The sequence below is a fragment of the Pseudoalteromonas sp. DY56-GL22 genome, assembly GCF_041414715.1.
GTDB lineage: Bacteria > Pseudomonadota > Gammaproteobacteria > Enterobacterales > Alteromonadaceae > Pseudoalteromonas > Pseudoalteromonas simplex.
The window spans coordinates 96,388-122,576 of record NZ_JANHZR010000003.1; the positions used below are offsets into that span (position 1 = coordinate 96,388).

The 26,189-nt window shown below is 39.8% G+C and carries 21 protein-coding genes; 9 read left to right on the forward strand and 12 right to left on the reverse strand.

Annotated features, from left to right (window positions below; translation table 11 throughout):
- Nucleotides 1–132: 132 nt before the first annotated feature.
- Nucleotides 133–1,467 carry an exodeoxyribonuclease VII large subunit gene (xseA, locus tag NO991_RS08370; RefSeq protein WP_166340638.1) on the forward strand — a complete coding sequence of 445 codons (1,335 nt, stop codon included), beginning with the start codon at nucleotides 133–135 and terminating at the stop codon, nucleotides 1,465–1,467.
- Nucleotides 1,468–1,469: 2 nt separating this feature from the next.
- On the opposite strand, the gene NO991_RS08375 is transcribed toward xseA, so the two are convergent.
- Nucleotides 1,470–2,060, reverse strand: a complete 591-nt coding sequence (locus NO991_RS08375; protein WP_166340637.1) for a hypothetical protein — start codon at nucleotides 2,058–2,060, stop codon at nucleotides 1,470–1,472.
- 86 nt (nucleotides 2,061–2,146) lie between these two features.
- A complete protein-coding gene (gene cysE, locus NO991_RS08380; protein ID WP_135925949.1) occupies nucleotides 2,147–2,971 on the reverse strand; it encodes a serine O-acetyltransferase in 825 nt (274 codons plus the stop codon).
- A gap of 338 nt (nucleotides 2,972–3,309) precedes the next feature.
- Here cysE and NO991_RS08385 point away from each other — a divergent pair, with 338 nt between their 5' ends.
- Entirely contained in the window at nucleotides 3,310–3,714 is a 405-nt protein-coding gene (locus NO991_RS08385; RefSeq protein WP_166340636.1) for a hypothetical protein, read from the forward strand.
- A 3-nt stretch (nucleotides 3,715–3,717) separates the two neighbouring features.
- Nucleotides 3,718–4,035, forward strand: coding sequence for a helix-turn-helix transcriptional regulator (locus NO991_RS08390; protein ID WP_138616330.1), 318 nt, complete (start codon nucleotides 3,718–3,720; stop codon nucleotides 4,033–4,035).
- 159 nt (nucleotides 4,036–4,194) lie between these two features.
- Here NO991_RS08390 and NO991_RS08395 read toward each other — a convergent pair whose 3' ends face one another.
- Genes NO991_RS08395 through NO991_RS08405 form a run of 3 tightly spaced genes read right to left on the reverse strand, consistent with a single transcriptional unit; the run spans nucleotide 4,195 to nucleotide 6,171 of the window.
- On the reverse strand, nucleotides 4,195–4,635 hold the full coding sequence (locus NO991_RS08395) for a PaaI family thioesterase (RefSeq protein WP_166340635.1): 441 nt from the start codon (nucleotides 4,633–4,635) through the stop codon (nucleotides 4,195–4,197).
- Between the two features lie 28 nt (nucleotides 4,636–4,663).
- On the reverse strand, nucleotides 4,664–5,263 hold the full coding sequence (locus NO991_RS08400; RefSeq protein WP_054551218.1) for an NAD(P)H-dependent oxidoreductase: 600 nt from the start codon (nucleotides 5,261–5,263) through the stop codon (nucleotides 4,664–4,666).
- 8 nt (nucleotides 5,264–5,271) lie between these two features.
- On the reverse strand, nucleotides 5,272–6,171 hold the full coding sequence (locus NO991_RS08405; protein ID WP_166340634.1) for a haloalkane dehalogenase: 900 nt from the start codon (nucleotides 6,169–6,171) through the stop codon (nucleotides 5,272–5,274).
- A 149-nt stretch (nucleotides 6,172–6,320) separates the two neighbouring features.
- Between NO991_RS08405 and NO991_RS08410 the strand changes: the two genes are divergently transcribed.
- Nucleotides 6,321–6,899 carry a TetR/AcrR family transcriptional regulator gene (locus NO991_RS08410; RefSeq protein ID WP_138616334.1) on the forward strand — a complete coding sequence of 193 codons (579 nt, stop codon included), beginning with the start codon at nucleotides 6,321–6,323 and terminating at the stop codon, nucleotides 6,897–6,899.
- Between the two features lie 130 nt (nucleotides 6,900–7,029).
- Nucleotides 7,030–7,971, forward strand: a complete 942-nt coding sequence (locus NO991_RS08415) for a diguanylate cyclase (protein ID WP_166340633.1) — start codon at nucleotides 7,030–7,032, stop codon at nucleotides 7,969–7,971.
- Between the two features lie 35 nt (nucleotides 7,972–8,006).
- Here the strand turns inward: NO991_RS08415 and NO991_RS08420 are convergent, their stop codons facing one another.
- Complete coding sequence (locus tag NO991_RS08420; protein WP_300360167.1) at nucleotides 8,007–10,892, reverse strand: pitrilysin family protein; 2,886 nt, start codon at nucleotides 10,890–10,892, stop codon at nucleotides 8,007–8,009.
- A gap of 247 nt (nucleotides 10,893–11,139) precedes the next feature.
- On the opposite strand from NO991_RS08420, the gene NO991_RS08425 reads away from it, so the two are divergent.
- On the forward strand, nucleotides 11,140–12,096 hold the full coding sequence (locus NO991_RS08425) for a methylenetetrahydrofolate reductase (protein WP_235377090.1): 957 nt from the start codon (nucleotides 11,140–11,142) through the stop codon (nucleotides 12,094–12,096).
- On the opposite strand, the gene NO991_RS08430 is transcribed toward NO991_RS08425, so the two are convergent.
- The 3 genes from NO991_RS08430 to NO991_RS08440 all read right to left on the reverse strand — a co-directional run bounded on the left by NO991_RS08430 (nucleotide 12,093) and on the right by NO991_RS08440 (nucleotide 15,141).
- Complete coding sequence (locus tag NO991_RS08430; RefSeq protein ID WP_235377089.1) at nucleotides 12,093–13,061, reverse strand: sensor domain-containing diguanylate cyclase; 969 nt, start codon at nucleotides 13,059–13,061, stop codon at nucleotides 12,093–12,095. The two genes, NO991_RS08425 and NO991_RS08430, sit on opposite strands and share 4 nt — an antisense overlap.
- Before the next feature lie 41 nt (nucleotides 13,062–13,102).
- A complete protein-coding gene (locus tag NO991_RS08435) occupies nucleotides 13,103–14,344 on the reverse strand; it encodes a DEAD/DEAH box helicase (RefSeq protein WP_300360170.1) in 1,242 nt (413 codons plus the stop codon).
- 95 nt (nucleotides 14,345–14,439) lie between these two features.
- Nucleotides 14,440–15,141, reverse strand: coding sequence for a DUF3581 domain-containing protein (locus NO991_RS08440; RefSeq protein WP_300360172.1), 702 nt, complete (start codon nucleotides 15,139–15,141; stop codon nucleotides 14,440–14,442).
- Nucleotides 15,142–15,663: 522 nt separating this feature from the next.
- On the opposite strand from NO991_RS08440, the gene NO991_RS08445 reads away from it, so the two are divergent.
- From NO991_RS08445 to NO991_RS08455, 3 genes are read left to right on the forward strand one after another with little or no spacing between them, the layout of a single operon-like run.
- On the forward strand, nucleotides 15,664–16,059 hold the full coding sequence (locus NO991_RS08445) for a DUF3019 domain-containing protein (RefSeq protein WP_054551209.1): 396 nt from the start codon (nucleotides 15,664–15,666) through the stop codon (nucleotides 16,057–16,059).
- Nucleotides 16,056–16,748 (forward strand): response regulator transcription factor, encoded by a 693-nt coding sequence (locus tag NO991_RS08450; protein WP_138599614.1) that lies wholly within the window; start codon nucleotides 16,056–16,058, stop codon nucleotides 16,746–16,748. Before NO991_RS08445 ends, NO991_RS08450 begins: the two co-directional genes overlap by 4 nt.
- Nucleotides 16,745–17,935, forward strand: coding sequence for an ATP-binding protein (locus NO991_RS08455; RefSeq protein ID WP_054551207.1), 1,191 nt, complete (start codon nucleotides 16,745–16,747; stop codon nucleotides 17,933–17,935). Before NO991_RS08450 ends, NO991_RS08455 begins: the two co-directional genes overlap by 4 nt.
- On the opposite strand, the gene NO991_RS08460 is transcribed toward NO991_RS08455, so the two are convergent.
- The 3 genes from NO991_RS08460 to NO991_RS08470 all read right to left on the reverse strand — a co-directional run bounded on the left by NO991_RS08460 (nucleotide 17,919) and on the right by NO991_RS08470 (nucleotide 26,091).
- Nucleotides 17,919–18,761 (reverse strand): MipA/OmpV family protein, encoded by an 843-nt coding sequence (locus NO991_RS08460; protein ID WP_300360176.1) that lies wholly within the window; start codon nucleotides 18,759–18,761, stop codon nucleotides 17,919–17,921. The genes NO991_RS08455 and NO991_RS08460 overlap by 17 nt on opposite strands.
- A gap of 317 nt (nucleotides 18,762–19,078) precedes the next feature.
- Entirely contained in the window at nucleotides 19,079–24,151 is a 5,073-nt protein-coding gene (locus NO991_RS08465; RefSeq protein ID WP_371351935.1) for a S8 family serine peptidase, read from the reverse strand.
- A gap of 413 nt (nucleotides 24,152–24,564) precedes the next feature.
- Nucleotides 24,565–26,091, reverse strand: coding sequence for an arylsulfatase (locus tag NO991_RS08470; protein ID WP_300543152.1), 1,527 nt, complete (start codon nucleotides 26,089–26,091; stop codon nucleotides 24,565–24,567).
- Nucleotides 26,092–26,189: the final 98 nt, after the last annotated feature.

Below are 26,189 nucleotides of genomic sequence, written 5' to 3' on the forward strand. Positions count from 1 at the left end.
TGCAACTTCTCACATGTGGATCTGAGTATAAGGAATTGCGGCCAAATTTTATCAGCGTTATGAGCATGAGTAAATAAAATTATTCATTTATTTGTGTTAAAGTACGCAGAGAATTTTTTACTGGGGTTTTTAATGGCTTTTACGCACTCAACACAGCCTGTTTACACGGTCTCGCGCCTAAATAAGGAAATTCGCCATGTTCTTGAACAAGGCTTCTCATCGCTTATCTTAAATGGTGAAATTTCTAACTTTATAGCCCCTGCATCTGGACACTGGTACTTTACGTTAAAAGACGACCGAGCACAGGTAAAAGCAGCAATGTGGCGCGGCAATAATCGCGGCCAAACTTTTCGCCCGAGCAATGGTGCACAAGTAACCGTGCGTGCCCGCGTATCTTTATATGAACCTCGTGGTGATTATCAGCTGATTGTTGAGCATATGGCCCCTGCTGGCGAAGGCTTATTAAAACAAGAATTCGATGCGCTTAAAATGCGTTTAGCTGCCGAAGGCCTATTTAGCTCAGCCCACAAAAAACCATTACCAACCAATATTAATCGCGTTGGGGTGATCACCTCAGCCACAGGTGCGGCTATACGCGATATTCTAACGGTACTTAAACGCCGTGCTCCGCAGCTTGAAGTCGTGATTTACCCAGCGATGGTGCAAGGTGCAGATGCACACAGTCAATTAATAGAAAAAATAAACATCGCCAATCAACGCAACGAAGTAGATGTGCTTATATTAGGTCGCGGTGGTGGTTCACTCGAAGATTTGTGGTGTTTTAACCATGAGCAATTAGCTCGCGCTATTTTTGAAAGTCGCTTACCTATTGTTAGCGCCGTTGGTCATGAGGTCGATACCACAATTAGTGATTATGTTGCCGATATTCGCGCCGCAACACCTTCTGCAGCCGCAGAGCTAGTTAGTCCAAATACCGAAGAGCTATATAACAAAGTTACGCAGTTAGTTAGGCACTTAAATCATGCCTTTAAACACGCTTTAGCTGTAAAACGCAGTACTGCCACTCAATTTGAGCATCGCTTGCAGCTATGCCATCCGCGTAATCAACTCAATCAACAAGCGCAAAAGTTAGATGAGCTTAGTTTGGCCTTACATGGCGCGATGAGTAGTAAAATCCAGCGATATGAGCGAGTACTTGCTAACTTAACACCACGCTTAATGCAACGCTCACCCGAAAAGCAGTTAGCGAAAAGCGAGCATCAACTGGCGCAATTACATGCAAGGCTTACACAGGCGATGCAACAGCAACTTTCAAGTTTTCGAAACCAGCTTTCTTTACAAGCGAACCGTTTAGATTCTGTGAGTCCGCTTAGTGTGTTAGCGCGTGGTTACAGCATTACTAAAAATCAGCAAGGTGGCGTTGTAAAATCAGTTAACGATGTAAGCTCTGGTGAGCTTATAACTACCGAGCTTGCTGATGGTCAACTGCAATCAAAAGTTGTATAAAATTACTCCGTGCTTGCAATAATGGTTAGACTATCGTCACTTGAGGTGGTGGAGGTAAATTTAAATTGCTTCCACCAGCTTTGTTCCATCATCTTATCGGTCATGTTACGCCAATAATGACTTGGCAAGTCATCACTCCCCTCAGGTTGCAATAGCTTAAACTGACACACAGAGCTTTTGCATGTTGAGACACTCAGCTGTGGTTGCACAGGTAAATCTGCCATGATTAAAAAATCGCTCATGGCTGTTTCAACTTGGTAGGCCCAAGCCTCATCCCGAGATTGCTCTTCTAACAAGGTATAAAGTTCATCTAGGTGTGAGTCGATTTGCTGTGGAGGTATCGCACTTGAACGGTAACTGGCAATCACCGCTTGTTGGTTTTCGACTTGTAACTTTAACTCTGCAACTTGCTGCTCAAGCTCAGTTTTGCTAACAGCTGCTGAACTATTTGAATTCACTTCAGCGACTTGTTTGTTAATAACAGGCGCTACAGCAGTGGCTTGCTGCTCTGGTGCTTGAGCTATGCGTTCTTCAACAAATTGTTGCTGATAAGTTTGCGGCTGTTGTTGTGGGTCTGATTGAAAAAGTGACATAGTGACAGCGCCACAAATAAATGACGCTGCAACAGCTAATCCGAAGGATAATTTAGACAATTCCATTGCTCTTTTAAAATGTAAAACTACAACATAGCACTAGTGTGGGAGGCATTACTAGCGGTAGTCGTACCATCGTCTAAAAAGTTTTGGTTCATGCTTTCTGCTGGACAGGGACAGCTCGGTTTGCCGACCACTTTAGCTGGCACGCCAACCACAGTTGTGTGTGCTGGAACTGCACTTAACACGACAGAGTTTGCACCAATACGTGCCCCCTCTCCTACTTCGATATTACCCAGTACTTTTGCACCCGCACCAATCAATACACCGGCGCGAATTTTTGGATGGCGGTCACCTTGCTCATTACCCGTACCACCTAAGGTTACAGATTGTAGAATCGATACGTTATCTTCAATAACTGCTGTTTCACCAATTACAATCCCAGTTGCATGGTCAAACATAATACCATGACCAACTTTACAAGCAGGATGGATGTCAACGCCAAATACTTCTGAGGTTCTGCTTTGAATGAAGCGAGCAAGCTCTTTTCGGTTTTGTTGCCATAAACAATTTGCGAGTCGGTGTGCTTGTATTGCATGGAAGCCTTTAAGGTTCAAAATAACAGTTAAGTAACTATCGGCCGCAGGGTCGCGATCTTTAACTGCTTTTATGTCATGAGCAACATGCGTCAGCATTAGGTCACATTTAACAAAGGCTTGGTCGAATAATTCACGGATAGTAAATGCTGATACCACCGCATCTGCAAGTTTATTTGCAACAATAAAGCTCAGCGCTGAACCTAAGCATTCATGATTTAACACACACGAATAAACGTGACTTGCTAAAAGCGGTTCACGGGAAACGACTTCGTTTGCTTCTTCTCGAAGCTTTTGCCAAATTTCATGACGCATAATATTGCCTTTCTGGTTGTACCTAACTGCTAAGCTTTAAGTTTAACGGATTTGTAGCAAGATGTACTAACCCGTTGTTTATTTGTTCTGGTTATATCTAATAACCAGAGTAACTACACCTATTTTTACTCTTTTTGCTGTGCTTTTTAGCCAACCACATATGACAGTAGCAAACTCATACGCCGCAAGAAAAACCCAGCTAAAATGCTTATTTTTCAATAACAAAACAGATATGACATCTTATCTGTCATATGCCAAAATTGGTACTGACATATCGCTGACGGCGTAAAAAACAAAAATAATCATTAAATTTACATCATCAACTTAACAAGGAAACGATGATGAAAAACGACGTACTAAACTCACATAAACTAGGTTATAAATTTTACTTTCAAGATGGTGACAACCAAATCGCATGCTTTGGTCACATTATGAGTGGTAAAGAAAAAATATATGTAAACGACGAATTGGTTAGTGAAAAGCGCAGCTTTGGCTTTAAAAGTCGTCACGACTTTAACTACCAAGGTAATGCTTATGCAGTCGATTTTGCGATGCAAAATATACTTACCGGCAAGCTTGAATGTTCGTTTTATAAAGCTGACAAATTAGTTAAACAGAGCACACAAACCTCACTTACTGATAACCCAAAACAAGTGGCTTTGGTTACCTTGGGGTGTTTTATCGGTGGCGCAATATCAGGTTATGCAGTCGTTACTTTTATTGAACCATTGCTTGGGAAGTAAGTAATGCAACTGAACCCCAATACAATAAAAGCACTCAGACTTAAATTCGATTGGACGCAGCAACAATTGGCAGATGCCTGTGATGTAAGCTTACGTACCATTCAACGAGTTGAAAAAGAAGGCGCGGCATCAAAAGAAACTACCATGAGTCTATGTGCAGTGTTTGAAGTACGCCAAGGTGAGCTCATTAAGCTCGATGACGAAGTATCTGAACCAACCACAACACATGCAGTGAGTAAGCAAAATCTCGCTGCAATTGTAGCCGCATCTTCGTTTGTCAGTTTTGCCCTAGGTATGGCAACCGTATTTGTTATTTTTTAGGAGTGGAAGATGACCAAAGAACAACGCGGCCACACTACACTTATCGGCTTTGTAATAACAACCATACTCTTTGCGCTAGCTGTTAAAGTTAGCTCAATACTTTAGTTGATAATAGGTCAATATAGAGCCCAGCTACATCACGGCTGGGCTGTATTCATGTTACTGCTTTAATTGATAGCGATTAAAGGTTGCAGTAGCTAACGCAACAGGTATATCTGGCGCATCAGATTTATAAACATTCGCAATAACCGTGCATAAGGTTCTTCCCTTATGGATCACTTCTGACTCGGCAATAATTTTATCACCTGGAGAAAGCGGTTTAAAAAACTTTACGTTAAGCTCAACAGTACTGCACATTTGGCCTTTATCCATAATCGTTACCATCGCACAGCCTAAGCTTGAATCGAGAAATCCAGACACAACACCACCATGCACAGCCCCTGTTGGTGAGACATGATCACGTCTAATTAATAATGATGTAATAACTTTAATTTCTTCCTTTTTAACTGAATCTATTTCAAAACCTAGCCAATCACCATAGCTATCACTTTGCTGGAAAGAAATACCGATATGTTCAGATAAAAAATCTAGCGTTTTCAACTAACCGCTCCTCTACTTCATTAAGATTTTAAAGGCCTAGTTGCGCATATACATCAATGAGTTCTTCATGTATTTTTGCGTTTGCGTATTCAAGCCCATCGGCGCGCCGAGGGTCATCAATGACCTCTACCCATTTTTGCCCATACTTAACAACCTCGTCTTCACCACAAGCGTCTGCATTAAACATGTACAATGGCTGAGAATAATTCATTTTGGCTAAGTTGGCTGTAAGCTGAAATGGTTTTAAAACCTCAGGTACAGTAGCGAACATATGAAAGCCATTGTAATTTTTTGCTTGTCCTCCAGCAGAGCAAATTATTTGTAAGTCTTTGCCTTTAAGCTTGTCTCCTTTACTTCCGTATGCAAATTGATATTGTAAAACATCATCAAGCCACTTCTTAAGAAGAGGAGTCATTGACCACCAATAGATAGGAAATTGAATCACGATTCTGTCATGAGACAACAGCAACGCTTGTTCTTTTTCGATATCGATTTTAAAGTCAGGATATTCCAAATACATATCTCTACTTGTTGCTACTTTACCTGACTGCTCTAATTGCTTCTTCCAAGTATTATTGACTCGTGATGCGTTGAGATCGGGGTGAAATACTAAGTGTAAAATTTTCATAAAGATCCTTACTTTATTAATTTAAAATGTTTAAGTGCTGCAACAGCAACGGTGTCTCCAAATTCCTGCACAAAATGCCCTGCATTATTTATTTCTAGAGGTTCAGGGCAATTTTTGATTACGCTTTGCATAAAATTCATAACTGTAGGTCCTAACATTTTGTCTTTCATACCTATTGCCATGAATGATTCGCCTTGCCACTCACTTTTCCAAAATTGAAATGCTCGAGTTGAAATTTTTACGCACAGAGGATCTGGCGCAGCAACAATTTTAGGGAACTTTTTGACGCCAGCTTGATAACTTGCATCTGGATATGGAGATGCATATGCACTCGCTTCATCGCTGTCAATTGTTGGCGCATACTTTTTGAAAAAACTAGCGAGATTTAATTCATTTGGCAGAACGATATCGTCATGCCATTTTAAGAATTCAGGACTGCTCACAGGCTCAACCAGCAACCCTGTATTCATGATGATTAATCTTTTAAAACGCTCTGGCATATCTTGAGGCAATGTAAGACCCAAAAGCCCTCCCCAATCTTGGCAAACCAAAGTAATATTATTTAAATCTAACCTCTTAATAAGTTCGATTAAGTAGTTACGATGAAACTCAAACGTATAAACTTTCTCATCAATTGGTTTATCTGACTTACCAAAGCCAAAAAGATCTGGGGCTATCACCCTGCCTCCGACATTAACAAATTCAGGGATCATCTTTCTGTAAAGGTAACTCCAAGCAGGCTCACCATGCAGACATAAAAAAACTTCTTCAGAGTCAGGATTACCTTCATCAAGGTAGTGAGCCCTCAAGCCTTCATATCCCTTCAAATCACTAAAGTAATTAGCTTTAAAAGGATAATCTTTAATATTATCAAAGCTACTTTGTGGTGTGCGTTTACTATTTATCATGCCTATTCCTCAACAATAAAAAACATTAGGTCAAGTGACCTATTTAAAATTTAGGTCAGATGACCTACAATGTCAACATTGAATTTAACTGTTGAGTACTCGTAAAATGATAAGGTTTGATTACTAAGCAGAAATACTTTGAGATTTTAATGAAGAAAAATGCCAAAACAGATTTAATAATAGATACGGCTTTGCATATTCTTAGACACGAAGGTGATTATGGCGTGACAATGAGAAAAGTTGCCAACGAAGCTGGTATGACTTTGAGCAATGTTCAATATTATTTCAAAAATAAAGATGAGCTTTTAAAGGCGATGGCAGATCGCTATTTCAAATCATGTCTTGACGATATGAGACAAATGGATCCAATAAGCAACCTAGAGAACCCAAGCAATGAGCTCCATTCGCTGCTAGAGAGCTTTCTAAGTCATGGTTTGAAATTAACCCAAATGTGCAGAATATTTAGGGAGTATTGGGCTATATCGACACGAAATGAAGTTATCAATCAACATATAAAATTTTACTACGAAGAAATGGCATTGATCTTAGCTGATAAATTGCGACCTATTTCTCACTCAGACTCAAACGTTTCTAGAGCTGTATCTATATTTATCCCATTTGTAGAAGGTTACTCAATCACTGCACAAGCTATGCCCGAACGCATTGATTCAATCTCAAAAATAATGACTGAAGTTATACTTAACTTACTTACTGATGAGCATGAATAAATTAAACTACATATAAATCTTCGTAAGTTATCATCTGTAAAATTTATTCAATCACACTCTTTTTTACTTTTAACCATGCAATCTAATAATTTATTGCTACTCTTTAGAAAAGTGTAAAGCAGGAATTGGTGTGCTTGAGTCAAAGGAATTTTTAAGGTTAATACTCGATACTCTCCCTGAGCATATTGTTGTCATCAACGCCGAAGGCGATATCAAATTTGTAAATCGCAGCTGGCAAACATTTGGCGAACAAAATAACTGTGCGTGCAATGAGCAATGGCAACAACAAAATTACCTCGCAATTTGTAGGTCAGCGGCTTGCCAAAACGATGAGTTTGGAGCAAAAGCGTTTAATGGAATAAAACAAGTAATTAACCATCAGTGCGAAGAGTTCTATCTTGAATATCCATGCCATAGCGACATGGAAAAGCGCTGGTTTTTAATGCGAGCAGCTTCTCTTTTTTATGATAATCAGCGTTTTATCGTTATAAGTCACTTAAATATCACCGAAAGAAAGCTTGCTGAACAACAAGTCCAACAACTTGCTAGAATTGATGGCCTAACACAAATAGCTAATAGACGATTTTTTGATAGTTTTATTTTACAAGAATGGAGTCGTTGCTCGAGATTAAATTTACCTGTTTCGTTAGCTATGATTGACCTTGATAATTTTAAAACGCTAAATGATAAATTTGGTCACTTAGTTGGTGATAGCTGTCTAAAAGAAGTTGCAAAACTACTGCCTGAATTTACTCGCAGGCCCGGTGACTTGTGCGCCAGATACGGTGGTGAAGAGTTTGTACTGGTGCTTGGCAATACACAAAGTAAGCAAGCACAAAGTCTAGTAACACGCTTAATAGATATGATCAGTAAATTACAATTAGCTGAACTTACAGGTCATCCATTAACGGTTAGTATTGGTTTAGCTACTATTTACCCTAGTAGCGATAGTGATGCCATGTTACTCATTGAAATGGCTGATTGCGCGCTTTATCAAGCAAAAGAAGCTGGCCGAAATCAACTTGTGGTTGCTGATAACATCGAGCCATTAAACCTAGAAAAATGCCCCTAATTAGGGGCATTGATTAGAGCTTGTTTATCCAGTTATTACTGAAATACTTTTTCGACATCAAGTACTTTAATATTTTTTGCTGGTATTGCGAGCTTATAGTCTGCAATTACTTTATCTTCAGCAACAAGTTCTGCTGGTTTTTCAGCGTTATACACCATTGGTGATGTTTGCTCTGAAGCTAAGCGTTTTTGCATGTCTTTGCCATCACCAGTAATAAACACATAGTGGATATTCTCTGTTTGCAGGTTATCGCGAATAACACGGTTAACATCATCAAGGGTTAGCTTTTCAAGCTTGCCACGCACATAGTCAACAAAGCTCTCTGTGTTATAGAACTCACTATCAAGGGCATAGCCTAATTGGCGGTCTTGGCTTGCAACCATTTGTGGCACAAAGTTAATTAAGAAGTTACGAGTCGCTTCAAAATCTTCTTTGCTGATGCCACTTTTAATTAGCTTATCAAGTTCAAATAATGCCGTACGTGTTGCAAAGTGCGCATCGTTATTAGAACGAAGCGGACGCAACCACACTTGGAAAATTTGCTCTGAACGACCTAAGTTAGCATCAGGTTTAGTTTGGAACATACCACGTGGGAAGTACTCAATGTATGCATAGTCACCATAGTTCATACCACGGGTTTGACGAATGCGCTGATACAAGAAGCTGTTTGAGCTGCGGTGTTCACCAAAGTAAGAGCGCACTAACCAAAGTGCGGTCCAGTCATCACTGCTACGAATTGTATCGATTGGGAAACCAAATGACACAGCGGTAGATTGCGCTGATTTTTCAACAATCGTTGCATGATGACCTTTAAGTTCTGGCGCATCAGGGATCGTTAAGCGGCTTTCTTTACCTTGTGGAAGCGATGTTAAATCTTTCAGCATAGTCGATTTAACATCACTCGGAATAGCACCAATTAGACCCACTGTTAACTTAGATTGGGTAAACTGATTAGCATAAAATGCTTTTACATCGTCAAGCGTCAGTGCTTCAAGGTCTGATAAATCACCATAGTTATAGCTTTCATACGGGTGGCCTTTATAAAGTTGATGATAAAGCACTTCTTTACCTAGCTCTTCGTCATTTGATGCTTTAAGGCCTGCTTTAATGCTATCAATAAGCTCTTTTTTCAGGCGTTTAAAATCATCTTCTCTGAAGCCAGGGTTTAGCATCTGATCGCTAACAAGTGCATACCACTGCGCAGCATTATCTTTATGTACACGACCACGTAAAGAAATCATCTCTTTATCAATTTGATAGCCAAAGCTTCCCGCTAGTGGGTATAACGCTTTTTGAATATCTTTGTAGCTCATCGTTTCTGAGCCACCTTGCGCTAGCATTGCAGCTGTTAATGCCGCCAAGCCTTTTTTGCCTTGGGGATCAGCCGCTGCACCGGTATTGAATAACCAGTTCACATCAACCAATGGTGAGCTATTTGTTTTATCAAGTACTTTAAAGTGACGCTCTGTTGGGGCTTGCTCAATACTGGCAACCGCCGCATTTAGGTCAACTTCTTGCTCAAAACCCGCTACTTTATCAAGCGCCGACATTGTCACCGTGGTACGGCTTGAATCAACAAAGTACTTGTTTGCTACCGCTTTGATATCTTCTGGCGTGATGCTATCAGCCGTGGCATAAAGTTGGTTAATCACTTCAGGGTCACGCTCAAAGTGCATGTAGCTTGCAAGTGTTGAAGCGATTGACTGCGATGAATCAAGACCATTAATAAAGCTATATTTTAGGTTTGATTTTAAATCCGCTAACTTTTGTGCATCTACTAACTCAGTACGTGCTTGTGCATAAGTACGGTTAATCGCATCACGGGCTTTAGCAAGGTCCGCTTCGTTCTCTACTTTTACAAAAACATGTAATAAACCTGGATCTTTAGTATCTGGGTTATAGGTAAACATTTGGCTGGCAATTTGTTTATCAACAACAAGTTCTTGATAAAGTGCCGAATTATTAGAGAAATAAAGCTGTGAGATCAAATCAAGAGCGGCACGGTCCTTTTGAGTAGGATCCCATGCCGTGCCTTTGTATGACACAAGCAACCAGTGGCCTGGTAAACCATCATTTTTCTCATGTACATATTTTGCTGTTTTTTGCTTTGGCTCAACAGGAATGTCTGCTTGGTAATCGCCTTTTTTCCAGTTACCCCAATGCTTTTTCACCATCGCCATGGTTTCTTGTGGATCAACATCACCAACAATGACTAAAGATACATATTCTGGTTTATAAAATTTAGCGAAAAACTCTTTACCGTACGCCATTTGATCAGGCATTGCTTCAATGTCTTCGAAAAAGCCCATTGTAGTGTGCTTATACGTATGCTTTTCGAATGCTTCGTTACGAACTGCAGAAAGTAACTTACGAATTGGGCTAGCATTATTCTTTAAATACTCACCTTTTACAGTCAGCGCTTCGGTGCGGAACTGCTCTTCGCTGTATGTCAGATTTTGGAAAATATCAGCTTCGATTTCAAGTACTTTATCTAAGTGCTCTTTTGAGAAGTTTAAGTGATAGTTCGTGTAATCGTTGGTCGTATACGCGCGATTATCAACACCCGAGTTCTTTAAAATATCTGAATACACATCTTGCGGGAATTTTTCAGAGCCTTTAAACATCATATGCTCAAAGAAGTGGGCAAAACCGGTTTTACCTGCTTCAACTTCATTACGTGAACCAACCGATACCGGAATTTGCAGTGACACAACATCTGGGTAATCCGTTTTAACGACCATCACGCGAAGGCCGTTTTCAAGCTCTTCTAATAGGTAATCTTGGCTAAATACACGGTTATCACCTTGGCTGACTCGCTGCTCAATTTCGACTTCTTTAACCATAGTTGACTGTGAGTTACTTGCGCAGCCACTCAGCGCCAGTGTTACAGCAACACTGGTTGCTAATAATCTAAATTTCATAATGTTCCCTTGTTAGTTATTTTTCTCATAATCATTGCTGCTTGATTATGCATCAAAGCGCCAGAAAATATGAGGGTCAGCGCAATAATTTATGTAAACAGGCGTGTCAATTTAACTAAACGCTCAGCTTTAAACTTGAGTAAAATTCATAGTCATTGAAAAACTTTCATGAAAAAAATCTATCTAGACGTCTAAATGGCTGCTATATTATTTGTCATAAACATTAGCACGAGCTGGAATGAGGATTATGGCTTTATCATTACAAGAGAAAATTGAAGACACCAACCAAGGCGTCTACCTGATCGGTACCACACCTCCAAAGTCAGGGACTGATAAAGCACAGCTTGAAACCATTGCCCAAAAGCTACTTGGTCGTTTACACGAAATTGAATACGATGGTGTGATTATTTACGACATTCAAGATGAAAGTAGCCGCATTGCAAAGCCTCGTCCTTTCCCATTTAAAGAAACAGTGGATCCACGTGAATACAGTCAATTACTGCGCAGCTTGTCACAACTAGATGTGATCACATACAAAAGCGTAGCGCAACGAGGTGAAGCTGAGTTTACCGAATGGCTAAACGAAACACGTAACGACTTCGAATTAAAAAACTTAGTGTTAGTGGGTAGTCCATCATCTCATGGCGATATCAAACTAAGCCTTCCTGATGCATATAAAACGCTTGTAAAGCAAAGCAGTGATGTGTTTTTAGGTGGCGTTACCATTGCCGAACGTCACGCTAGCAAACGCAATGAACATGAGCGCTTAGTTGAAAAAACAGCACAAGGTTGTAAGTTTTTCATCTCACAAGCCGTTTACAATGCCCAAGCGACGATTGATTTAATCACTAGCTACGCCCGTAGTTGTAAAACACAAGGCACAGCACCAAAACGCATTATTCTAACGTTTACCCCTTGTGGGGGTGAAAAAACCTTAGACTTTATGGAGTGGTTAGGAATTTCAGTACCAGAAGCAACTAAGTACCGCATGTTAGATTCTGCAAATACATTGAGTGAATCAGTGCGTATTTGCCGTGAGAATCTCGATTTAATTTTACAAAGCTGTGCGCATTTAGATGTACCGCTAGGTTTAAATATTGAGAGCTTAACTAACCGTAAAGAAGAAATTGATGCGTCAATTAACCTTTACCGTTTACTTAAAGCAACCATGGAATTAAACCTAGCTGAAAAGCAAATAGCTTAGCGGGTAAGTTTAGAGGCTTGCTTTTTCTCATACATATCTTCATCAGCCCGCTTTAATAGCTCAGCAAATGTTTCTTTAGGTTGAGCTACAATACCTGAGCCTATACTCAAATTAAGTTCAGGTATTGCCATATGTTTAAGGTTTTCTTTAAACGCTTCATTAAGTTTGTAGCTAATCGCTTCGATACAGTCGTTACTTTTCACTTGCAGAACCGCAATAAATTCATCTCCTCCTAAGCGGCCAATAATATCAGCCTCTCGTAGATATTGCTTCAATGTATCAGCCAGACATATCAGTGCTTTATCTCCTACTTCGTGACCATGCTTATCATTGAGTGGTTTAAAGTTATCTATATCGATAAACAAACAACAGATATTAAAGCCCAACCGGGCGGCAAGATTTAATTTATGTTGGCAAAGTAAATTGAGTGCGCGGCGATTATAAATATTTGTGAGGGGGTCTAGCATCGCAATTTCACGCATTTGGGTGAAATTATCAAGTAGAGCTAAATCATCTTCCACCATATCCCTAAGCTGTTCGATGAGTTCTAAAAGACTATGCTGATAATCAGTTTTCTTAAAATCCATTACACAAAAAGTACCAAACGGTTCCCCGCTCGGCCAAGTTATAGGCACACCTAAATAGGATTCAACGCCATCGACAGTAAGTGGACAATCATCCCATTGATTATCTAGACTAACTTGTGGAATGTATAAAGGAGCCATATCTTTTAATACCTTTTTGCAAAAGATATTGTCGTCAATGGCTAACTCGATTCCAGCATGGTAAGGGTTTTCTCGTTGTTCGCTAGAAACAATTATGCGGTATGCTTCATCTGTCTTATGAACAATAAAGCCTGCAGGCGCTGAGAATAACTCGGTCATTAAATCGACTGTTTTTTGCCATTTTTGCAAAGAAAACTGGTTGTCAGGCTGACAAAATGACCATTTATTAACTTCTAACATACTACACACTTATTTTAGTCAGTGGATAGTATAAATATACGTCACTTTTTACAGTGTCTCATACTTTTTTGACCCAAAATACGCTTTTTATCTCGCGAGCGACGAGCTTTATTAGTGTTTTTTCTTATATTTTTAGGCTCTTTCGTTAAATCAGGCTCATACCCCGGTAACCACTGAGGAGTAAGTCTGGTGCCCAGTAAAATGTCTATTTCATCTAATAACCATTGTTCATCAATGCTAACTAGCGACAACGCTAACCCTTTTTCGCCAGCACGACCTGTACGACCTATTCGATGCACATAATCTTCAGCCACATAAGGTAGCTCATAGTTAATGACATATTTTAAAGAGGCAATATCAAGGCCGCGAGCGGCCACATCAGTCGCGACTAATACCCGAGTTACACCAGATTTAAAGTTTTGTAATGCTTTATCTCGCGCCCCTTGGCTTTTATCACCATGAATTGATTCGGTTTTTAAGCCATCTTTACACATTTCTTTAGCAAGCACATCAGCAGTTTGTTTAGTTCGGGTAAATATCAGTACTTGCTGCCAATTTTTCATGCCAATCATATGTGACACCAGCTCACGTTTACGGTCTTCATCAACCGCATAAACTAGTTGCTCAACTTCAACCGCTGCCGAGTTGCGTTTATTCACTTCAACTAGTTTAGGATCATCTAGTAACTGTTTACTAAGCTTAAAGATACTGTCATCAAATGTGGCTGAAAAAAGTAAGGTTTGGCGTTCTTTCGGCACATGACGCAAGATACGTTTTATCTCGTCAATAAACCCCATATCAAGCATGCGATCAGCTTCATCAAATACCAAGGCATTAATACTAGAAAGTTTAATACTGCCTTTGATCAAATGATCAAGTAAACGCCCGGGAGTTGCAACAACAACCTGCGCCCCTTTTATGGCTTTAATTTGTGGCCCAATACTAGCGCCGCCATAAGCCAATGCCGCTTTTATTTCAGTATGCGCAGCATAACGCTCTACACTTGCAAAGACTTGCTGTGCGAGCTCTCGGGTTGGCGTTAAAATTAGGACTTTAACAGCATCAGGGAGTACTTCAGCAGATAACAAATTGTGCAGTAGTGGTAAAACAAAGGCAGCGGTTTTACCCGTACCAGTTTGTGCGCTGCCCATTACATCTGCACCCGCTAAAATAAGTGGGATGGTTTGCGCTTGAATTGCTGTGGGTGTGTGATAATTCTCTTCTTGCAAGGCTGTTAGCAATGCAGGTGCAAGATTTAACTCTGAAAAGGTCGCTACTGACATAGTCTGAAGTATATTTAGCTATAAAAATGCTATTGTACGCGGAACATCAGCAACAAAAAAGGCGCAATAAGCGCCCTTTGTCGTAATTGTAAAGATTACGCCGGTTTAAGTGACTCTTTACGGTGATTATAAAAACTAATTAGGTCATTAACCGTTGTTTGGCAATAATCACGAATGCCAGATACAAGCATGTGCTTTTCACCCGCCCCTACTTTTTCGCCATTTTCTAACAGGTTGAAGCGAAGCGTAATTTTTCCGCGTTTGCCAGTAAACTCAAAATCAGGCTCAGCAAACTCTAATTCAGGTGCACTGATATCAAGGCGGTCAAGGTTAATCAACATTGATTCGTAAATCACCATTGGGCGGGCTGGGTTGATCATCACATCTTGCTTGCCCATTAATGGAATGATGACATGTGGGAAGGTAGTACCAGAAAACTCAACATAGTTTTTTATTAAGCTATTTGTTAACTCAGGACATTGGCTAACAGCCCCTTCACGCTTTACTTTTAGCATCACTTTTTCGCCATCGGTGATAGCAAACTCATCAGCACCTTCAGGAAAAGTCAGCTTTGAATTTTCATCAACCATACCGGCAAAAGTGAACTCCATTTTTTCACTAATACCATAGCGGTTTAAAACCAGCGAAAAAAGTAAATCGCCCGGCACACAAAACTTTTTAGCATCTTTATCGTGTAACGGATTGAAATCATCCGCCACTAACTTAGCAAAGCGACAGCCTTGCTCGCGTGAGATAGAAACGTAATCAGCATGCTGCTGATAATAAGGACTTAACATATTTGTTCACTGCTTAAACTACTTATAACCTATCTATACTATCAGAAAAAAAGCAAACAGAGGTCGAATCTGTTGAGTATCATTTTCTATATTAACTTTGTGAAAGACTAATTACTTTCAGAGCGCGCACCAAATTGTATCAATTTGTACGAAACAATTAACAAATAAGCGTGAATAGTAAAAACTAATAGCGCATTTATATAGTGAAAAATTATTACATAAAAACAAATATAAATTCACTTTATCTTTTAAAACAACAAGCTAATAAAGATCTGAACGAGGCACTACAAAAAACTCTGAAACACAAGCTTTAATGTAAGGCAATTTGTAGCTAATGAAATAAATGAGGTATGATAAGCGCGCTTTTTTATCATGAAATAACTCATATAGACTGCATAAATAATAATGATAATAAGCGGTAAATAAATGAATACTCACTATGATTTTGAATGGTTTCATCTGTTTTTAATGGTAAATATTGCTTTGAAATTTAGACGACCAATCGCTCAGGGACTTGGTTAAATGATAAACCGATTAAGCTGGGCGGCTCTGCTTTTTTGTTTTTGCTGTTACTCTCAAGCTGAAGATAAAGCTGAACAGGTCTTTTTTAAAGTTTCACCAACAGTCTGTGTGACAGAAGCAAAACAAAAAGCCTGCGAGTTTAATGTGCAAGTTCATTTTCGAGTTGCTCCTTATGAAGAACTTTGTTTAGAAGTAACCCAACGCCCTCATTACACTCAGTGCTACACGCAAACAGGATTAATAGCCAAACAGTTTTTAATCAAAACAGAATACCCTCTTACCGTTAAGTTAATTAACCCTTTGAGCAGCAACGTTGTTAAACAGCAGCGTCTCTCAATAGTTAGCTATGAAGCCAAAGATTACCGTATAAAGCGGCGCTTTGGCTGGAGTTTATGATGCAGCATATTTTTTTAATTGAAGATGATGTGAAACTAGCCAATTTAATTCAAACATTTTTATTAAAACACGGCTATACCATTGATGTATTTAATACAGCTGAAGATTACCGTAGTAGTGAAATTACCTTTATTCCCTCATTGATTATCTGTGATGTGATGTTACCTGATGGCAATGGTTTTGAATTAATTTCACAACTAAAAGAAAAATACACCTGTCCTGTTATTTTTTTAACAGCTTTAGACTCAGTGCAATCACAAATTAAAGGCCTAAACTTAGGTGCTTACGACTACTTAATAAAGCCCATTAAACCTGAGCTATTATTAGCGAAAATTAAAACAATCATCGCCCACACTGTAAACCAAGATAGCTTTTCAGATCACAGCGACTGTTTACGCATAGACAGTAAAAAGCGTGATATCTACTTTCATAATACTGCTCTGAACCTAAACGAGAGTGAATTTGATATTATCGCCTATCTAGCGAAGAATATGCCGCAGCCAGTCTCTCGCGAAGTGCTGTTTAAACATGTCATTGGCCGTGAGTATGACGGACTAGACCGCGCTATAGATTTAAAAGTGAGCCGATTACGTAAAAAACTCAAAGATACGATAAGCAGCCATAAAAATTCTTTGGATATTAAATCGGTGCGAGGCAAAGGCTACAGTTTGGATATTTCAAAACTATGAAGCAGCAATTTTTTAAGCTTTACCTGATTATCACAGTAAGCTTAATTGCTTTAGTTCTTGCGTTTGGTCAGCTTTATAATGAGTTTTTTTCTAAGCATGTGCCGAGTATACAAATTAGTGTTGCTGAACTTACACAAATAGCAGAGCAAAAAGACTCGCGGATCAGTAGCCTAAGCATAAGTGAAATTGCATTGCCTGATTCTTTGCTCAACACGTTTAATCAAGACGGTATTATCAGTGTCACTGAGCATAATCAGCAATTTATATATCTCAAGGGCAGTAATGGTAGCATTCAAAAAGTTGGCCCCATTAACCTGATTTCACACGCAAAAACTGACTGGTTTGCTTTTTTCGCCTTTTATTTTTTGCTTGGTGTGATGATTTTATTGTTTATACGCCCAGTGTTTCGTGATTTGAGCTTATTGCAACGTGCAGCCTACCGCTTCAGCAAAAAACCGCAACGAATAGAGCTCGATATAAAGCCAAATTCATCCATTGCACCGCTTGCAAACACCTTTACTGATATGTCAGAGCGTATCAACAAATTTGTGCAGCTTCATAGCGATTTATCCCGCATTATTTCTCATGAAATTCGTACCCCACTCTCGCGTATGCGATTTGCGTTATCAATCGCAGAACTAGATTCGTTAGAAAGTAGCCAAATAGAACGTGATATCGATGAGATTGAATTGCGCTTAGAACAATATTTATCGTTTGCTCGTTTAGAGCATCAACAAAGTGTGTTTAACCAGGAAAAAGTTAACTTATCTAAACTGATCAACACGGAAATAGCTAAATTTGATTTATACAAAGAACTCAAATTTATTCCAACTCTTGAGGTTGACGCTGCTTTTTGCGAAACAAGCTTTATGGCAATCGCGGTACAAAACTTACTGATCAACGCCACAAAATACGCAAAACACACTATTTATATAAGCACTGAAGAGAAAGCAGGTAATTACTTGATAAGCGTCACAGATGATGGACCAGGGTTGCCTATAAATGCTGATGCGTTAATTGAACCATTCAAACAAGGTGAAGGAGATAAATTGGCGAGTGGTTATGGATTAGGACTTTATATCGTGCATCGTATTGCTAGCTGGCATGGCGGTAAAATTGGTTTAGCCAATAACCTCGAAACGGGCGGCGCTCAAATCTCAATCAGTTGGCCTAAAAATGGTATGTAATGCCAGTAAAACCTGAGAAATAGCCATTTTTATTAATCATATGTGAGTTAGCTAAATTGCTATCAAGCCAAGTGTGCTTTAGTTTGAAATCAACACTAAAATTATCACTGATCGGATACTCGTAGCTTACTTTTAAATAGTAATTGGTGGCACTTTCTAAATTATAACTTAATAAGCGAGTTTTGCTCTCAGTGGGGCTAACCGTGTAGTAATAGTCAATTAACTCTTCATTTTTGTAGTTTATACCAGCCTCAATGCCAGCAATACCGGAAAACAATGTAAATGCTTGGTAGCCATTGAATAAGATTTCATAGCCATTATGAACATTGGTTATATCGTGCACGTATGCCGCACTCAACCAAATGTCGTCATAAACATTTAAAGCTGATGAAAAGCCAGCCATATAAGAAAGGTTACGCTCTATCGGTGTTAAGTTAATTGGTGAAGCACTTGGAATTATAGGTCGACCTGAACTAGAACGTACCACACCTGTCGCGTAGAGTTTATCTACCCCATCTAACTCAAAGAAAAAGCCATCATCATTAAAGCGCCCCAGTAAATCAATATAAAATTTCTCAGATTCAAATAAGCTGTAACCAATAGAAAAATCATCGAAATACCAGCTATCACCATAATAAGCCAAGCTTGGCAGAATTGGCGAAATAACATCATCGGCATCAAGTACTGGGTTCTCAATACCACCGTAGCCTAGCGTAACGCTTGCATGAAAAGTAGACTTTTTAATCAATTGCGGCTGCTTAACATCATCCTGCGCAAATGCAGTTGATGCAGCTAAGCAACACATTGAACCAAACAACCTTTTCATTAACGTAACTCACCTTAATGCCGAAATAAACGACTACTATACTAACTTAATAAACTAAAACTCTTTTAGCCCTTTCTGTGCTGGGGCGATCATAGCGTTTGCATACATTTTTGTATAATTTTTTTGCCACACAACGCAGTAAAATGACTTATTTTATCTACTATCGTCAAACTAACATACTGAAAGAAATATTAAATAGCTTGTACATTTTGCTACATAGGTTTTCAGTTTTAGTTATTAAATTCCATTATTTAATTTACTCAATGACAAAAAAAGGGCCCGAAGGCCCTTTGCTACATAACACACTTAGGGAGTGTTTAGTCTCGTTTCATACGGCGACGAAGACCGGCAAAACCAGCTAATAACACTGTTATCCATGCTAAAGAGCCGCTTGAGCCTCCTTTTTCTTTTGACTCTGGTGTCACAGCAGTTGGTTTATCAACACCATCTGAGTTAACAGTTAAGACAAATGATGTTTCAGCTTTATCAGTTGGGTTTTCTATATCAGAAACCACAACCGTTACATCAATATCGCCATAGAAATATTGTTCAGGGGTGATGGTTACCGTATCACCATCTACTTCATAGCTTGCGTTATCTGCAATTACAGATATTTCATTTCTTGAATTCATCTCATCGATATGCTGAACCTCAAATGAAATAGATGTGTACTCTTCTGTCACCATATCATCAAGTGCAATCACTGTGATGTTACCAGGGATCGCCAGTGTTGCAGTTGAAGTCATGTCATTCAGACCCGAGATTGCTGCTTTAGCTGCAACTTCAAGTGTTTGACCTGTAGCTGTTGGCATAACTTCGGCCCATGCGGTGACTTCAAATTGTGATGACTCTGGACCAACATAGTCCATACATACTACGTATCCATCGCTGATTACTTCATCTAAGTTGTTATAAGCAATCTGAATACCGCGATAGCTTTCAAGAGGACCGTATTGATATTGTGCACCGCGGAAACCTTGTAAACCGATACTTCCAGCAGGACGAGTAGTACCAAAATCTAAATTATCGTATGCATAGTAAATTTCATGCTCGCCTTTACCAAAGCGCGTTTTGGCATTAAACAGCACTTGGAAGTCAAATGAGTTATCACGTTTAGTGTAAGTGTATTGACCCGTTTCACGATCATAAACAGGGTTGTCGTAATCTGACGCGTTATCCCACTCAATAATACCCCAACCTGTTGTTGTACTTGCAAGGGAGATCCCTTCGTTAGACGATAAACCCACTGACATTACTGAACGTAATAAGCCGCTCTCTGCAAACTCCCAACCACGCCATAATGGACCCATATTCTCATAAGGGAATGTTTCATAAGGAAACGGATTATGCACTGGGAAGAAGTAACGACTACCGCTTGTATTCACTGTCCCCATACCACGAATTTGAATTATCGAGTTTTGGATATTTGTATTATCAGCATTGTTATAGAGACTGAATGTGTCAAATGCGCCATTGTAAAAGCTTGCTATTGGTAACGAATAACCACTTCGTGAATTATATAGATTACTTTCATCGAAGCCTGAAAGCATAGGCATAATGCCAAACTCAGATAAGTCGACATAACCGCCTGGGTTTGAGTTACCAAAATCAGGCGTACGACACATTTCATCAGTGATGTTATCAGTGACGATGTAATCTGGCTCTACATCTCGGGTATCCGCTTGTGTGCCCGTTACAATAACTTTACCATCAGCAATTTCAACGTTGATTTCAGATGCTGTTGAAACCATTACATTTTCTGCTTTGATATCAAGACCAGCAGGAATATCGAGTTCTAGTGAGAACTCACGATCTATACCTGAGTTATTCGCTAATACTTCAAATGTGTAAGGCACCATATCGCCCACTTTTGCACCTGTATATGGCGCATCAAGATGAGCAACATCATTGCCACGGTTAAGCTTAAATGGAATAGAGCCTAGGTTGCCATGATTTACGGCCGATGTGCCCACATCAAGCAAAGAGTAGTAAACGCTGTCTGAATCAAATTCCATATCCCAATTAACAGTCATTTCAACTGTGTTTTGGCCATCACTGCTAGGAAGGCTGGCTGTCACACCAGAAGCTACTTGATCAGACACAACCGCTGTAGCAAGTTCAAAGGTTTCTTCAACAGCATCAACAGACGATTTATTCGTATTATAAACTACAACCCAGTACTCACCTTCTTCAGGGTTGTTGATATTACAGAAGTTTTTATAAATTAAATGGTTAGATACACATAAGATCTCGTCTTGTGGCTGAACAATACCATCACCGTTATAATCTTTACCTACATAGATTATTGGGTTACCCACATTCAAGGTACCTTCTAGCTCAGATTCAACACCAACAGTTTCAGCAATAAAACGTTTTGTGTTCGCAGGCACTGTTACAAACTTAGTAAATGTTGCTTCGTCTAGAATATCACTAGCATCAACTTCTTCTGTTCGATTCATGGCCCACGGGAAAGTACGCTCATCATCTTTTGGCAAAGTTACTGTCGTGATATCTGCTTTAACCGGCTCATATGCGCGTGCAACAGGTGCTTCAACACTCGGTAATACAATACCTTTAGCAACATAAGTGCCTACATTTGAATGAGCAGTTGTTTCTAATGAAGATGGTAAATTACCGCGGTCATATTTAAACGCTACTGGCCAATGTGCATCTGGGATACCAGCTTCTTCAGCTTGGAACACAAGGTTGGTATGAAGCTCAACTTCTGAGTTACTAAACCAATCTTGGGTATCCATGATTGATGCTTTAACAATGATTGTTTGCGTTTCACCTTTTTTCAGTGTGAAAGTTTTCGGGAAGATATCAATATTCACACCATTTTGAGCGGTTTGTGAATTAACATCAAATGCCCAGTTTTCAACATCTTCATGGCTTACAGTCCAGGTTCCATCTTCTGTTGCTTTGATAGTTCGAACCCATTGACACTCTGGTGCACAAGAAAAGTTAACCAAATTTGGTAAGTTAAGTTTGTGAGGTGTACCGCCATTATATGGATCAGCCGCTAAGAAGTTGTCGGCTGTTTCGTCCATAACAAAACCTGCTTCAGCTGCTAATGCAACATTGATTCGACCTGCACCAGCACGGTAAATTTTAGCATCAGCAACAACATCATTTTCACTGTTTAAACGATGGTACTTAACTACGTTTTCGGCAGTCATTGATAGTGCAGATTGAATCTCGGCTGCACTCCACTCAGGATGAATCTGACGCAGTAATGCCATTGCACCGGCAACATGAGGTGATGCCATAGACGTGCCGCTAATCGCTGCATAATCTTGACCATGTGGTGCCACAAAAGGATGCTCATCAGAGTATGCCGCATAAATATCAACACCAGGAGCTGCAAGTGTTGGAGCTAGTACTTCAACATTCGAATAAGATGGACCTCGCGATGAGAAGGTTGCTAACCAATCAGCATCTTCAGCATCAACACGGCGCTCAATCACTGTTGGCTTAATAGTGATCATATGACCTTTCTCTGATGTGCTATCAACCCAATCTTCTAAACCGTCATCGGGCCACACACCATTCCATTGATCATAGGTAAAATGAACGCCTGGTAATGAGTAAGCCTCAGGTACTGTAGCTTGATCACTGTCACGGTTGAACATAATGAAACCATCAGCGCCACCGGCTTTTACATGATCTACTTTTGCGGTACGGGCATTGGCAGCTGTATCTGTAGCTGAGTGACGTTGACAGATTACAATAACATTCGTGCTGCCATCAGCCGCACCAGCTATTTCTGTCCCATCTTTGTAGAAATTAAACGTATTTTCAGGATAATCGGCAGTACAGTATCCATCAGAGTCTTTAAAGCCATTGACGTCTTCATAGTCTTTAGCCCAGACAACAACGCCGGTAATTTCTTCGCTATTAATGGCACCGCCAACTAACCCCATATCTGACCAACTTGGTACTTCAGAACCCATCGTTTCATCAGCAAAGCCCGCATATTCAACTGCAGTTTCAACGACAACAGTACGGCCATGTGTTGTTGCTGCAACTTGCGCAAGCCACGGCGACGAGTTATCTAAATAGCCAAAACATTCAGCTGCGCCACACCCCTGACCGCTGTTACCTGCTGCCGCGGCAACGTTGATGCCCGCTTCACGCGCTGCTAAGAATGCAAGTTGTACTGGATCGGCCCAAACGTTTGAATCGGCTCCACCAATTGAGAAGTTGATTACATCAACCCCATCAGAAATTGCATCTTCAATACCAGCAACTAACGCTTCACCAGGACAACCTGCATATTCTTCACTTGATGGGTAACATACTTGATAAGAAATAATATTTGCATGCGGTGCAACACCTGAGATTTCAGGGAATAAACCCTCTTTCAAGATATTGCCATCAGTATTTTCACCAAAACTAGGTAGCATATATGGAACGTCTTTGACTACGTTACCTGCCGCAGTTGACGCAACATGCGAACCATGACCTTGATAATCTTCACCAATCGCTGGCCAGCCTGGGATCATGGCATCAAACGCATCTGTGATCACATCGTAAGAACGTACACCAATTAGTTTGTTATTACATTGAATCTCTTCTGGCTCTTCAACACAGTCACCAACATAAACGCCCGCACCAAATGGGTTTTCATGCTCATAACCATCAGCACCCACAGCTGCAAATGACGGGTGATCTGAGTTAATACCTGTATCAATAATACCTATGATTTGGCCTTCACCTTTGCCCTTGATCCCACTTGGAACACTTGTTCCATCCCAAATTTGATCAGCACCGATGTGCTTAGGGCCTTCATCTGAAAGTAAATCATAATTTTTAGAACGCATTACTGATACAACAGAGCCAAGCGAAGCGACCTGTAATGCCTCTTGCTCTGTCATTTTTACAGAGAAACCATTTAGCGCTTTAGTGAATTGACGGCGCATCTCTGTACGCCCTGTAACTGCCGTTACGTTTTGCATAACAGCACGTTGTTTCGAATAAAGCTTGTTTTGATATTCTGTAACGGCTGAAATTGCAGGCTGACCTTTTTCAAAAACTTTGGTAATACCTTGAGCTTGCATAGATTTTGATAAAGACGAAGTTAAGTCTCTAGCTTCAAGAGCAACAGAGTTATCACGTAAACGAATAATATAAATATGTTCGCCACCCAGACCTTCTTCTTTAAATTTGCTTGCTTGGCTATTTAATTGAACATTTAAACCATCGTTTTGTAGCATGCTTGAAGAGTTACCTTGCTCGAACTCTTTGGAAAATGCTTTCACTTCTTCAAATGTAATATTTGGTGCTTTTAATTGGTGCTTAACTTGATTGTTCTCAACACCGACTGCATGTGCAGCACTAGCACTATAGAGAGCTGCAGCAACAGCGATCGAAAGTGTTTTGACTTTCATAAAGTATCCCCTGGATAGTTAGTTTGAATAGTTATTCAAGCTTTTTGAATTTCCATTTCAACGCTTGTAGTAACAATATAACCACAGGGAGAATCAAAAATGACGTACATTCGTGTAGCGTTTTGTACACACTGTTAACATTAAAGTTACCAAAGGTGGGCTAATATAGCGTTTCTATATACAATATCTCTGAATACAAAATAGAAGTAGCATATTTTATTTAGGTAAGAAATGAAGATAAAATTTATTTATTAATAAATTGATTATGATGATGCAGTGGTAAATCGCATAACTCTCATGCAACTATAACTTGAGCTGGCTCATGGTTTTCAAATTCTAAGCAGTAAAGGCTTTACCAGCGATGAGCAAAACTGTCATTTTGCAACATTGTGTTCTGGTAAAGCCTATCGTTTTTAGCGGTTTAACGCTTGCTGAGAAATCATTTCAGCAACACTACCCACTTGTACTGACATACTCTCTTGACTAGGCGGAAATGCCTTAAAGGTTTTTACAAACTCTGCAATTTGATTACCTGCTGGGCCTAAAATCCAACTACGGTTTTCTGCCCACTCATCATACCCCCTAGCATCAATGAAACGCTCAAATGGATCCATTTTTAAGTTAATAATATAAGGTGTAGTAAGGGCTTGCTGTGTAGACCTAAACCAATGATTTTGTTCCGTAAAGATTAATTTCCAGTCACCGTAACGCATTCCATGAAAGGTCGTCTCGGTGAAATAATAAAACTCTTTACGCTTTGTTTTACCATTGTTTAGTAAGATATCACTTTGATCGAAACCATCTAAATGAACCTTATACTTTTGACCATTGATTTTGGTACCTTTTAATAAATTAGCTTTTAAATCTTTATCGCCAACCCACGACATAATCGTTGGCATCCAATCTTCCATTGTCATGAACTCACCTGTGCTCACACCTTTAGGAATATGGTCCGGCCATTTAACAACCATAGGTACTCTGAAGCCACCTTCCCAGCCACCAACGCCTTTTTCACCATGAAATGGCTGATTACCACCATCTGGCCATGAGTTTGATGCGGCACCGTTGTCGGTAGAAAACATCACTATTGTGTTATCAGCGACTTTAAGTTCATCAAGTAAGTTAAGTAACTCACCTACATCATCATCCATTTCGGCCATACCATCAGCATATAAACCAAAGCCAGTTTTACCGTCATAAGCTTTATTAAGGTTAGTTTGGTAATGCATTCGAGTTGTGTTATGCCACACGAAGAAAGGTTTATTCTGTTTTACTGCATCACGAATAAAGCGTTTTGACTCTACAAGTACTTCTTGGTCTAAATTACGCTGACGCTCTTTTCCAAATGGGCCAAGATCTTTAATCTCTTGTTTGCCATTTCCAAGCGCTTTTGAATGAATGACTCCACGCATTTTTAAGCCTAACTTTTCTTGTGTTTTAGCGTCTTGAGGATAATCTTGCTGCTCTGGATACTCACCCGCATTGAGGTGATATAAGATACCAAAAAATTCATCAAAGCCATGATTTGTAGGTAAGTGTTCATCACGATCACCTAAGTGATTTTTACCGAATTGGCCTGTAACGTAACCTTTTGATTTGAGCATGGTTGCTAAGGTTGGATCTTTCTCTTGCAAACCTTGTGGTGCGCCAGGAAGACCTACGGTACTGAGACCTGTACGCATAGGATACTGACCAGTAATAAATGCAGCGCGGCCAGCAGTGCACGAGGCCTGTGCGTAATGATCCATAAATATCATGCCATCATTCGCAATGCTATCAATGTTCGGTGTACTGCCTCCCATCATACCTCGATGGTAAGCACTAATATTCCACATACCAACATCATCGCCCCAAATAACAAGTACATTGGGTTTTTCTGCAGCGACACTTGGTAAACTTAAGCCTAAAATGGCCACACAGGCCAGTATGTATTTAAACATCACTTTCTCCTTGAAAACTGACTAAAGCATTTGCCTTAGCTTCAAAAATCCCTCGCTTGCAGTCACCTTATACTGCTTTCTTAAGATATTCATACAAG